Annotated in this window: 12 protein-coding genes; 5 read left to right on the top strand and 7 right to left on the bottom strand. The window is 73.7% G+C overall.

What is annotated here, in order from left to right:
- Together ACI8AX_RS23295 and npdG are read right to left on the bottom strand one after the other, a co-directional pair.
- The coding region (locus ACI8AX_RS23295; RefSeq protein WP_456552256.1) for an acyl-CoA dehydrogenase family protein at nt 1–291 on the bottom strand (291 nt) is incomplete at its 3' end.
- Entirely contained in the window at nt 288–980 is a 693-nt protein-coding gene (npdG, locus tag ACI8AX_RS23290; RefSeq protein WP_456552255.1) for an NADPH-dependent F420 reductase, read from the bottom strand. The genes npdG and ACI8AX_RS23295, both read right to left, overlap by 4 nt.
- A gap of 90 nt (nt 981–1,070) precedes the next feature.
- Here npdG and ACI8AX_RS23285 point away from each other — a divergent pair, with 90 nt between their 5' ends.
- Complete coding sequence (locus tag ACI8AX_RS23285) at nt 1,071–2,315, top strand: MFS transporter (protein WP_456552254.1); 1,245 nt, start codon at nt 1,071–1,073, stop codon at nt 2,313–2,315.
- On the opposite strand, the gene ACI8AX_RS23280 is transcribed toward ACI8AX_RS23285, so the two are convergent.
- Together ACI8AX_RS23280 and ACI8AX_RS23275 are read right to left on the bottom strand one after the other, a co-directional pair.
- Nucleotides 2,261–3,445, bottom strand: a complete 1,185-nt coding sequence (locus ACI8AX_RS23280; RefSeq protein WP_456552253.1) for an NAD(P)/FAD-dependent oxidoreductase — start codon at nt 3,443–3,445, stop codon at nt 2,261–2,263. The two genes, ACI8AX_RS23285 and ACI8AX_RS23280, sit on opposite strands and share 55 nt — an antisense overlap.
- A 5-nt stretch (nt 3,446–3,450) precedes the next feature.
- Nucleotides 3,451–3,645: a ferredoxin gene (locus ACI8AX_RS23275; protein WP_456552252.1), complete on the bottom strand. Its 195-nt coding sequence runs from the start codon at nt 3,643–3,645 to the stop codon at nt 3,451–3,453.
- 113 nt (nt 3,646–3,758) lie between these two features.
- On the opposite strand from ACI8AX_RS23275, the gene ACI8AX_RS23270 reads away from it, so the two are divergent.
- The 4 genes from ACI8AX_RS23270 to ACI8AX_RS23255 all read left to right on the top strand — a co-directional run bounded on the left by ACI8AX_RS23270 (nt 3,759) and on the right by ACI8AX_RS23255 (nt 7,953).
- Nucleotides 3,759–5,036, top strand: coding sequence for a cytochrome P450 (locus tag ACI8AX_RS23270; protein WP_456552251.1), 1,278 nt, complete (start codon nt 3,759–3,761; stop codon nt 5,034–5,036).
- A gap of 85 nt (nt 5,037–5,121) precedes the next feature.
- Nucleotides 5,122–5,961: a mycofactocin-coupled SDR family oxidoreductase gene (locus tag ACI8AX_RS23265; RefSeq protein WP_456552250.1), complete on the top strand. Its 840-nt coding sequence runs from the start codon at nt 5,122–5,124 to the stop codon at nt 5,959–5,961.
- Nucleotides 5,962–6,098: 137 nt separating this feature from the next.
- Complete coding sequence (locus ACI8AX_RS23260) at nt 6,099–7,370, top strand: cytochrome P450 (RefSeq protein WP_456552249.1); 1,272 nt, start codon at nt 6,099–6,101, stop codon at nt 7,368–7,370.
- Nucleotides 7,371–7,542: 172 nt separating this feature from the next.
- The gene (locus ACI8AX_RS23255) at nt 7,543–7,953 is read left to right on the top strand and encodes a nuclear transport factor 2 family protein (RefSeq protein ID WP_456552248.1); all 411 of its coding nucleotides are present in this window, start codon (nt 7,543–7,545) and stop codon (nt 7,951–7,953) included.
- A gap of 60 nt (nt 7,954–8,013) precedes the next feature.
- Here the strand turns inward: ACI8AX_RS23255 and ACI8AX_RS23250 are convergent, their stop codons facing one another.
- From ACI8AX_RS23250 to ACI8AX_RS23240, 3 genes are read right to left on the bottom strand one after another with little or no spacing between them, the layout of a single operon-like run.
- Nucleotides 8,014–8,838, bottom strand: a complete 825-nt coding sequence (locus ACI8AX_RS23250) for a mycofactocin-coupled SDR family oxidoreductase (protein WP_456552247.1) — start codon at nt 8,836–8,838, stop codon at nt 8,014–8,016.
- Nucleotides 8,839–8,849: 11 nt separating this feature from the next.
- Nucleotides 8,850–10,409, bottom strand: a complete 1,560-nt coding sequence (locus ACI8AX_RS23245) for a sugar ABC transporter ATP-binding protein (RefSeq protein WP_456552246.1) — start codon at nt 10,407–10,409, stop codon at nt 8,850–8,852.
- Nucleotides 10,406–11,473 carry an ABC transporter permease gene (locus ACI8AX_RS23240; RefSeq protein WP_456552245.1) on the bottom strand — a complete coding sequence of 356 codons (1,068 nt, stop codon included), beginning with the start codon at nt 11,471–11,473 and terminating at the stop codon, nt 10,406–10,408. Before ACI8AX_RS23240 ends, ACI8AX_RS23245 begins: the two co-directional genes overlap by 4 nt.
- Nucleotides 11,474–11,616 lie beyond the last annotated feature (143 nt).

Raw genomic sequence — 11,616 nt, 5'->3', positions numbered from 1 at the left:
GTGCGCCGCCACCGGCGCACCGGCGGCCAGCAGCTCCTCGGTGACCGCGTAGCGCTCCATCGCCGACCGCTCGTGCCCCCCGTACCGGCGAGGCCAGGTCATCCCCAGCCACCCCCGCTCCCCCAGCCTCCGGGAGAATGCCGGGTCCACCCCCGACAGCCACGTGTCCACGTGCGGCGTGAACGACCCGGCCGCGAGCTCGGCGGCGAGGAACTCCCGGACCTCGAGCCGCACCTCCTCGGCGGCCGCCGAGGGAGGAGCCGGCGGCAGCGTCAGCCCGGCGGCGCTCACGCGCGGCCCCGGTTCGGGTCGACGTGGGTCAGCAGCACGCCGGCGCGCGTCTTGTACCGCTTGTTCACCGCGATGATCACCGCCGTCATCGGCTCCAGCACCCGCGACTGGCGCAGCGCGCCGACCTCGACGCCGGGCCGGCCGGTCACCGCAGCGGCGAGCTCGACCACGCGGGCGCGCGCCGCGGCGTCGTCCCCGGCCACGAGCACGTCCTCCCCCGACAGGTCCCGGGAGAGGTCGGCGACGCTGGGCGCCGACAGGTGGTGGAACGCCGCGGTCACCGTCGAGCCGGGCAGCAGGGCGGCGGTCTGCTCGGCGGCGCTGCCCTCGGCGACGGCGAGCCCGTGCGGGCCCTGGGCGTCGAAGCCGAGCGGGTTGATGCACGACACGACCAGCCGCCCGGCCAGCGCGGGCGCCAGCGCCCGGATGCTGTCGCCGCTCTCGTCCCACGGCGTGGCCAGCAGCACGATCTCGGCCGAGCCGGCCGCCTCCTCGTTCCCGGTGCCCTCGACCCGCGCGCCGTCGACGCCGGCGGCCGCGAGCTCCTCCCGGAGCGTCTCCGCCGCGGCCCGTGCGCGCCCGGCGTCGCGGGACCCGAGGACGACGGGGTGCCCGCTGCGGGCCAGCCGCAGCGCCAGGGCGCGGCCGAGCGCGCCGGTCCCGCCGAGGACGGCGATGGTGTCGCTCATCGAGTGCTGCCTCCAGGTCGTGGGATGGGGCGGACCCGCCGCGGTGCCGGAGTTCCGCTGAGCCAAAAACTAGGATAAGCATTACCAGCGATGAGGGGAACCCGTGGGCCCGGTGCCCGCACCACCAGCCGGGCCGCCGTCCTGGCCGTGGCCACCGCCGCGATGGGGCTGGGCTGCGCGCCGACGTTCCTGGTCGGCTACCTCGGCCCCGACGTGCGCGCGAGCCTGGACCTCTCCGGCGCGCAGCTCGGGCTGCTGGTCGGCCTCTTCTACGGCGCGACCGGGGTGACCTCGCTCCTGGTGTCCCGCGTCGTCGACCCGCTCGGCGCGCGCGCCTGCATCGTCGGCGACCAGGTGCTGGTGGCGCTCGCGCTCACCGCGGCGGCGCTGTGGCCCGGCTTCGCCACGTTGTCGGCCGCCAGCGCGCTGGCCGGCGCCGGCTACGCCTTCGCCAACGCCGGCACCAGCGTGGCCGTCACCGCCGTCTCGCGGCCGGACCAGGCCGGCACGGCGGTCGCGGTCAAGACCTCCGGCATCCCCCTCGGGGCGACCGTGCTGGCGCTGGCCGGCCTGCCGCTCGCCGGGCGGATCGGCTGGGAGGGCGTGGCCCTGGTGCTGGCCGGCCTGCTCGCCCTGAACGCCGTCGCGGGGGCGGTCCTGCTCCCACCGGCACGCCCGGCGACGGCGGCCGACGCCCCCGCCGGCCGGCTGCCCCGCCGCTTCGGCTGGGTGGTCGGGGCGTCGTTCCTCTACGTGCTCGGCTCCCAGCCGCTCTTCTCCTGGCTGGTCATCACGCTGGTCGACGCCGGGGTCTCGCGCACCACCGCAGGCGTGATCTCGGCCAGCGGCACCGCCCTGGGTGCGGGCGTGATGGTCGCCGCCGCCCGGCGCGCCGACCGGGCCGGCCCGCGCCGGCGGGCGCTGACCGCCGCCGCGGTGGCCGGGACGTCCGTCGTCGGCACCGCCCTGGTCTGGACCGGCTCGCACGTCGCGCTGGCCCTGCTCGTGGTCGGCGCGGTGGTGGCGATCCTGGCCGACCTGGTCGGGTCGGGCTTCGCCCACGGCGTGGCCATCGACCGCGCGCCCCACGCGGTGGGCCGGGCGACGGCGGTCATGTCCAGCGGCTACTACCTGGGCGCCCTGGTCTCGCCGCTGGCGTTCGGGGCGGCGGCCGACGCGACCGGCTCCTACGACGCCTCGTGGGCGCTCACCGTCACCGCGATGACCTGCTGCGGGCTGTGCTTCCTGGTGGTGCACCGCTGGGTGCGCCCGCCGGCGGGTCAGCCGGCGAGCGCCTCGTCCCAGCCGGCGCCGGCGAGCAGCAGCTTCCGGTAGGGCAGCAGCTGCTTGACCGCGCCGAACCCGACGACCGCCTGCAGCCGCCCCTCGCCGCCGGTGACCGCGACGAACGCGTCGTCGAGGTCGCCGTGCACCACCCGGAGCTCGTCCTGCGGCCGCACCCGGCCGAACACCTGCAGCTTGCCGCCCAACTGGTCGGTCCAGACGTAGGGCACGGGGTCGTGCACGGTCGGCGTCCCGGTCAGCTCCGCGGCGACCACACCGGCGGTCTCCACGGCGTTGGTCCAGTGCTCCACCCGGACGTCCTCGCCGTACCGCGCCGAGCGCCACCGGACGACGTCCCCCACCGCGTACACGCCCTCGGCGCCGACCGCGGCCAGGTGCTCGTCGCAGACCACGCCGTCGCGCAGGTCCAGCCCCGACTCCGCCAGCCAGCCGGTCTCGGGCGAGGTGCCCAGCCCGAGGACGACGACGTCGGCCGGCAGCAGCGTGCCGTCGAGCAGCCGCACCCCCGTCACCCGGTCGGCGCCCTCGAGCCCGGCGACCGCCGCGCCCATCCGCAGGTCGATCCCGGCCGCGGCGTGCCGCCGGGTGAACGCGCCGCCCACCTCTGGCCCCAGCCCGCGCACCATCAGGGTGGGCAGCGGCTCGACGACCGTGACGGCGAGGCCGAGCCCGTGCAGCGTCCAGGCCACCTCCGCGCCGATGAAGCCGCCGCCGACCACGACGACGCGGGCGCCGGGCACGCAGGCGGCGCGGATGCCCGCCGCGTCGGCCGCCGAGCGCAGCGGGAGGACGCCGGGCAGCGGCTCGACCCCGGGCAGCGCCCGCGGGGTCGAGCCGGTGGCGACGATGAGCGCGTCGAAGGCGAGCTCGTCGCCGCCGTGCAGCCCGATCCGCCGGCCGGCCAGGTCCAGGTCGGTGGCCCGGCCGGGCACGAGGCGCACCCCGAGACCGGCCAGCTCCTCGGCTCCCACCAGCGGCCGGGCCTCGACCGCCGGGTCGGCGAGGAAGCCCTTGGACAGCGGCGGCCGGTCGGCGGCCACGCCGTCGGGCGCGCCCGGCTCGTCGCCGACGAGCACGATCTCGGCCTCGCTGCCGCGGCGGCGCAGGCCCTGGACGGTGCGGACGCCGCCGAGCGACGCGCCGACGACGACGATGCGCACGCGGGTCAGCGCGTGACGGTGATGGCCCGCTCGGGGCAGGCGTCGGCGGCGGTCTGCGCGTCGCCCTCGAGCGCCGGCGGGACCGGGTCCACCTGCACGATGGCATGGGCGTCGTCGGGGTCGAGCTCGAACACGTCGGGAGCGCTCATGTGGCACACGCCGTGGCCCTGGCAGACGTCCAGGTCGACCGAGACTCGCATCGCATCCCCCTCGGGGCGGGCCGGCCGCGGGTGCCGCGTCCGGACGTTGACAGGCACAAACTAGGATAAGCATTATCACAGGTGCGCCGTGCCACAGAGAAGACGAGGACGAGATGAGCACTCAGGACCGCAGCCCCGTCGTCGATTTCGACCACCACTCCGCCGAGCACGCCGACGACACCGTCGGCAGCTACCGGAAGCTGCGGGAGACGACGCCGGTCGCCTGGACCGAGAACCACGGCGGGTTCTGGGTGCTCAGCGACTACGACTCGGTCTTCGAGGCCGCCCGCGACGACGACGTCTTCTCCTCCCAGCGCCTCGACCAGTACGGCGGGCCCGGCCTGTCGGTGGTCATCCCGAAGACGCCGATGCACTTCCACATCCCGATCGAGCTCGACCCGCCGGAGTTCCGCTCCTTCCGCAAGGTGGTCAACCCGGTCGCCTCGCCGGCCGCCGTCGCCAAGGTCGAGGACATGATCGTCAAGTGGACGACATGGTTCATCGACGAGCTCATCGAGACCGGTGAGGCCGACCTCGCGCAGGTGATCGGCGTGCCGGCGATCTGCACCATCGACTGGCTCGGCCTGCCGGTGGAGGACTGGCAGATCTACGCCCGCTCGCACCAGGCCACGCTCGCCGAGCCGACCGACAGCCCGCTGTACAAGCAGGCGATCGAGGTCGACCTGCCCTACGGCACCGAGCAGATGCGGCAGACGATCGCCGCCCGCAAGGCCGAGCCGCGCGACGACGTCATCAGCTACCTGGTCCAGCAGGAGGTCGACGGCCGGCCGATCACCGAGGAGGAGACCTTCTCCATCGTCGAGCTGCTCGTCAGCGGCGGCGTGGGGACGACGGCCTCGCTGGTCAGCCAGACGCTGGTGTGGCTCTACGAGCACCCCGACGTCCGCCAGGAGCTCATCGACGACCCGTCGCTGCTCGACCGCGCCATCGAGGAGTTCCTCCGCTACTTCTCCCCCACCCAGGCGCTGGCCCGCACCGTGGTCCAGGAGACGGAGTTCCACGGCAGCTCGATGCACGTGGGTGACCGCGCACTGCTGGCCTGGTCCTCGGCGAACCGCGACCCCAAGCAGTTCGAGAACCCCGACGAGATCGACATCCACCGCTGGCCGAACCGGCACGTGTCCTTCGGCGTCGGGGTGCACCGCTGCGCCGGCTCGCACTTCGGCAAGCGCATGGCCAAGGAGATGCTCAAGCAGGTGCTCGAGCGGATGCCCGACTACGAGGTCGATCTGTCCGGCCTCAAGCGCTACCCGCGCCAGGGCGTCAACAAGGGCTGGCAGCGGATCCCGGCCACCTTCACCCCCGGCGAGCGCCGGCTGCCGCCCGGCGCCGTCCCCGCGGGCGTCTCGGCGGCGTCCGCCCGCAGCTGACCCACCCCACCCCCAGCAGCACCGACCGGTCCGCACCGCCGCGGTCCGGGGACCCCGGGAGACCGGAGAACAGGAGCGCACGGTCATGGCAGGACGCATGGAGGGCAAGGTCGCCTTCATCACCGGAGCGGCACGCGGCCAGGGCCGCAGCCACGCGATCCGGCTGGCCCAGGAGGGGGCCGACATCATCGCCGTCGACATCTGCGAGGACATCGCGACGGTGACGCCGTACTACCCGCTGGCCACCGAGGACGAGCTGGCCGAGACCGTCAAGCAGGTCGAGGCGCTGGACCGGCGGATCGTGGCCCGCAAGGCCGACGTCCGCGACCTCGACGGCCTGCAGGCCGCCTTCGACGAGGGCCTGGCCGAGCTCGGCCGGGTCGACACCGTCGTCGCCAACGCCGGCATCGCCACCTACGGCAAGGCGTGGGAGCTCACCGGCGAGATGTGGAAGGACATGATCGACGTCAACCTGACCGGCGTCTTCCACACCGCCAAGGTCGCCATCCCCGCCATGATCGAGGCCGACCGCGGCGGGTCGATCATGTTCACCAGCTCCATCGGCGGGCTCAAGGGCATCCAGCACGTGGCGCACTACGTGGCCGCCAAGCACGGCATCGTGGGCCTGATGCGCACGCTGGCCAACGAGCTGGCCCCGCACCGCATCCGGGTCAACACGATCCACCCGACCAACGTCGACACGATCATGATCCAGAACCCGGGCACCTACGCGATGTTCTCCCCCGGCGACCCCGAGCCCAGCCAGGAGAAGGCGATGCCGGGCTTCATGAGCCTCAACGCCCTGCCGGTGCCGTGGCTCGAGACCGTCGACATCAGCAACGCCGTGCTCTGGCTGGCCAGCGACGAGGCCCGCTACGTCACCGGCGTGACGCTGCCGGTCGACGCCGGCGCCTACGTGAAGTAGCCACCCCGGCACCCCCACGGGCGCCGTCGCGGGAATCCCCGCGGCGGCGCCCGTTGCCTGTTGTGGCACAGGCCACAACCTGCATATGGTGAGCCTGTTTACGCACCGTCGCGTCAGCCGAGCCCAGGAGCGCCAGCATGAGCCAGTCGACCGCCGCCCCGCCCGCCCCGGACATCCTGTCGGCCGAGTACGTCGCCGACCCGTACCCCTTCCACAAGGTGCTGCGCGACCACTACCCGGCCGTGTACCACGAGGCGACGCAGAGCTGGCTGATCAGCCGCTACGCCGACTGCGCGGCGGCCTTCAAGAGCGAGGCGTTCTCCAGCCGCAACTACGACTGGCAGCTGGAGCCGATCCACGGCCGCACGATCCTGCAGATGCAGGGCAAGGAGCACGCCACCCACCGGTCGCTGCTCAACCCGTTCTTCCGCGGCAAGGGCCTCGAGGCGTTCATGCCGGTGATCCGGCAGAACGCCGCCGAGCTCATCCAGTCCGCGGTCCGCCGCGCCGGCGGCGAGATGATGGACGAGCTGTCCGGCCGCGGGCGGATCGACCTGGTCGCCGAGTTCACGACCTGGTTCCCGATCCGGGTCATGGTCGACATGCTCGGCCTGCCCAAGAGCGACCACGACCGCTTCCACCGCTGGTACCACTCGGTCATCGCGCACCTGAACAACCTCGCGGGCGACCCGGCGATCACCGCCGCGGCCGACCAGACCCGCGAGGAGCTGCGCGAGTACATGCTGCCGATCATCCGCGAGCGGCGGGACGGCGACGGCGACGACCTGCTCTCCCGGATGTGCCGTGCCGAGGTCGACGGCGAGCAGATGTCCGACGAGGAGATCAAGGCGTTCGTGAGCCTGCTCCTGGTCGCCGGCGGGGAGACCACCGACAAGGCCATCGCCAGCATGATGACCAACCTGATCGCCCACCCCGACCAGCTCGAGGCCGTGCGGGCCGACCGGAGCCTGGCCGACGCGGCGATCGCGGAGACGCTGCGCTACTCGGGCCCGGTGCACATGATCATGCGCCAGACCGAGCAGCCGGTGGAGATCGAGGGGACGACGATCCCCGAGGGTGCGACCTGCATCCTGATGCTCGCCTCGGCCAACCGGGACGAGCGGCACTTCAGCGACCCCGACCGCTTCGACATCCACCGCAGCGACCTCGACGTGGCCAAGGCCTTCAGCGGCGCCGCCAACCACGTGCAGTTCATCCTCGGCCGCCACTTCTGCGTGGGCTCCCTGCTGGCCCGCACCGAGATGCAGGTGGCCCTGGACCTCGTGCTGGACAACATGCCGAACCTGCGTTTCCAGGAGGGCTTCACGCCCAAGGAGGTCGGCCTCTACACCCGCAGCGTCGAGAGCCTGCTGGTGGAGTTCGACGTCCCGCGCGACGCCGCCGCCTGACCACTCTGTCGCCTGACCACTCCGGCCGTCGCGCGACGGCCCCGGACGGCCGGGGCCCCGGGCTGCGCCTCCCGCGCCCGGGGCCCTGGTCAAACAGGCGAACCATGCATAGGGTAATGCCGATCACACCGTCCGGCCGGAGCAGCCGGCCCGTCGCCCAGGAGATGCCGCCATGTCCGCTCGCGGAGAGATCGAGAACGTCCTCAACCGCTACTCCATCGCCTACGACCAGAACGACATGACGGAGATGGCCGACACGTTCGCCGACTCCGCCGTCCTGACCATGCGCATCGGCGGTGGCGACCTCATCGGCCCCTTCGAGGGCAAGGAGGCCGTCATGAAGCTGATGACCGACAGCCTGGCCAGCCAGACCGACCAGCGCCGCCACGTGACCACGAACATGGCGATCCGCAAGGAGACCGACGACGCGGCCACCGTCGACTCCTACCTGACGCTGATCTCCGTCGAGAACGGCAAGGCCACGCTGCTGTCGACCGCGCTCTACCAGGACGAGCTGGTCAAGGAGGCCGACGGCGCCTGGCGGTTCACCAAGCGGCACATCGAGCTCGACCTGCCCTACTGAGCTCAGCACGACGGAGGGGGGAGGCGCCGGCGGCGCCTCCCCCCTCTCGTGCGTGCGGCGTCAGCGGATGAGCGCCCCCGCGTCGACCGGCAGCGTCGCGCCGGTGACGAAGCGGGCCTCGTCCGAGGCGAGGAAGAGGACGGCGTTGCTGACGTCGTCGGGCTCGACCCAGCCGGTGTCCAGCGCGTGCATGCCCCGCATGATGTCGACGACGTCGTCCCTGCCCGGCGCTTCGAGGTCGGGCCGGAAGAGCTTGTAGATCGCGTCGTTGAACAGCAGCGGGGTGTCGACGTTCGTCGGGTTCACGCAGTTCACGCGGATGCCCTGGGGGGCCACCTCGTTGGCCAGCGCCCGCATGATGCCCACCAGGCCGTGCTTGGCCGCGGTGTAGTGGGTGTTGTTGGGCAGCCCCTTGGCCGCGGCGATGGACCCGGTGAGGACGATCGAGGCCCCGGCCGACAGGTGCGGCAGCGCCGCCCGGACGGTCTTGAAGACGCCGGTCAGGTTGATGTCGATCATGTCCTGCCACGTCTCGTCGGACATCTCGGCCATCGGCGCGCTGCCGCCGACCCCGGCGTTGGCCACGACCACGTCCAGCCGGCCGAGCTCGGCGACCCCGCGGTCCACCAGCTCCCGGAGGGCGGCGCCGTCCCGGACGTCGACCCGGCCGGCCACCGCCCGCCGGTCCTGCTGCTCGACCAGCCGCACGGTCTCGGCCAGGTCCTCCTCGGTGGCCAGGGCGTAGCCGACGGTCGCGACGTCGGCGCAGGCGTCGGCCAGGACCACGTCGGCGCCCTCCTGCGCCAGCCGCAGGGCGTGGTTGCGCCCCTGGCCCCGCGCCGCCCCGGTCACGAACGCGACCCTGCCCTCGAACCTCTGCCGCACGTGCTCTCCTCTCAGGTGGTCGCCACGGCGGCCTCGCCGCCGTAGCAGTGGTGCAGGATCACCGGCTCGGTGACCTCGTCGCCGGTCAGCTCGGCGACCACGCGGCCCTCGCGCAGCACCACGACGCGGTCGGCGACCGCGGCGAGCTCCGGCAGGTCGGAGGAGATGAACAGCACGGCCTTGCCGGCGTCGGCGAGCTCGCCGACGATCCCGTAGACGTCGGCCTTGCCCTCCACGTCGATGCCGGCGGTGGGCTCGTCGAACACGAAGACGTCGGCGCCGTGCACCAGCCACTTGGCCAGGACGACCTTCTGCTGGTTGCCGCCGGACAGCGTGCCGACGGCCACCTCGGGGTCGCGGGCCTTGATGCCGAGGCGGCCGATCATCTCCTCGCTGACCGCGCGCTCCCGGCCGGCGCTGGGCCGCGGCAGCCAGCTCGCCCCGCGGTGGCGGCGCAGCGTCGGCAGGGTGGTGTTGAGCCGGATGCTCTGCGCGGTGTCGTTGCCCTGGTGACGGCGGTCCTCGGGCAGCAGGGCGATCCGCTCGCGCATCGCCGCGCGCGGCGAGCGGAGGACGACGTCCTTCCCGCGGACGGTGATCGTGCCGCTGTCGGGGGCGTCGACGCCGAACAGGACCCGGGCCAGCTCGGTGCGCCCGGCGCCGACCAGCCCGGCGAGGCCGAGCACCTCCCCCTCGCGCAGCACGAGGTCGACCCCGTGCAGCGCCGGCGCCCGGTGCAGGCCGGTGACGCGGAGCAGCTCCCCGCCCGCGGGCCGGCCGGAGCGGTGCACGTGCACGGTCTGGCTCTCGCTGGCCTTCGCCTCACCGGTGATGCCGGCGACGAGCGTCTGCTTGGTGAGGGTCGCGGTCGCGTACTCGGCCACCACCGAGCCGTCGCGCATGACGACGACGCGGTCGGTCGCGCCCAGGACCTCCTCGAGGCGGTGCGACACGTAGACGATCGCCACGCCGGCGTCGGCGAGCTGCCGGATCACCTCGAGCAGGTGGGAGATCTCGTCGTCGGTCAGCGACGCGGTCGGCTCGTCGAGCACCACGACGCGCGCCTCCCAGGCCAGGCAGCGGGCGATCATCACCATCCGCTGCTGGGCGACCGACAGGTCCTCGACCGGCGCCCGCGGGTCGACGTCGAGCCCGAGCCGGGCCAGCACCGCCGCCGCCCGCCGGTGCAGCTGCGGCCAGTCCACGAACAGCCCGGCCCGGCGCGGGTAGGGCAGGCCGAGGAAGACGTTCTCCGCGACGCTGCTGCGCGGCACCAGCGCCAGCTCCTGGTGCACCACGGAGATGCCGAGCAGGGACGCCGCGTGCGAGGAGGCCAGGGCCTGCGGCTCGCCGTCGACCAGGATCTCGCCGGCGTCGGGGTGCACCAGCCCGGCCAGCATCTTGATGACCGTGCTCTTGCCGGCACCGTTCTTGCCGACCAGGCCGAGCACCTCGCCGGGGGCCACGGAGAACGACGCGTCGTCCACCGCGAGGACGCCCGGGTACTCCTTGCGCAGGCCCCGCACCTCGATGACCGGCACCTCGACGACGGGCGGCCGGCCGGCCGTCACGCGTGCTTCCTCTCCAGCCGGCTGATCAGCATCGCGGCGACGAGCACGACGCCCTGGATGATGTTGATCCACGCGGTGGCGATCTGGAGCATCTGCAGGCCGGTCTGGATGACCCCGAGGAACAGGACCGCGACCACGGTGCCGGGCACGTTGAAGGTGCCGGGGCGGAAGGTCGCCGAGCCGAGGAAGGCCGCCGCGTAGGCGGGCAGCAGGAACGGGACGCCCGCGTTGGGCTGCGAGGAGCCGCCCTGCGCCGTGATCAGGATCCCGGTGACCGCGGCGGCGACCGCGACGATGACGAAGCCGAGCACGCGCAGCCGCTTCACCGAGACGCCGGCGAACCGGGCCGCGTCCGGGTTGCCGCCGACGGCGTAGATGCGCCGCCCCGTCTCGGTCTGCTCGAGGAACAGGTACATGAGGACGGCGACGAGCAGGGCCAGCCAGATCTGGATGTTCACGCCGAGGACCGCGTCGCTCTGCCCGAGGTCCTTGTAGCCCTGCGGGACCCCGCTGAACAGCGTCTGCTGGTTGGTGAACAGGTACTCGACCCCGAGCAGGATCACGCCCATGGCGAGGGTCTGCACGAACGACGAGGCGCCGAGGTAGGCGATGAAGACCCCGTTGACGAGGCCGACCAGGACGCCGATGCCGAGCGCGAGGAGCACGGCGGCGGGCCAGGCCACGCCGTGGAGGGTGATGAGGGCCAGGGCCGACGCCCCGCCGAGGCCGACCATCGCGCCGATGGAGAGGTCGAACTCCCCGAGCGCCAGCGGGACCGTGAGCCCGATGGCGAGGATCGCCGGGGCCGCGGCCTGCTGCAGGATCGCGTTGAGGTTGTTGGTGGTGAGGAAGCTGTCGGGGCGGGCGATGCCGAACGCCACGACGACCAGCAGGAGCGCGACCAGCACGCCACCGCGGGCGACGAGCGTCACCCAGCTGGGCCGACGCCGTCCCGGCGGGGCGGCCGGCCGCCCGCCCGTGCCCGCGGCGGACCCGCCCGCCCGCGCCTGGCCCACCACACCCGGGTCCTGCCCGGCGGGTGCGTCGGTCTGTCCTGTCGCCACTGCTGCTCCTCGACGCTGGGTACGTGACGGGGCCCCGGGGGGGGGGGGGGGGGGGGGGGGGGGGGGGGGGGGGGGGGGGGGGGGGGGGGGGGGGGGGGGGGGGGGGGGGGGGGGGGGGGGGGGGGGGGGCGGGGGGGGGGGGG

This window comes from Blastococcus sp. SYSU D00813 (assembly GCF_054050735.1).
The sequence above is the reverse complement of the archived record's forward strand: the minus strand, read 5'-3'. Positions and strand labels throughout refer to the sequence as shown.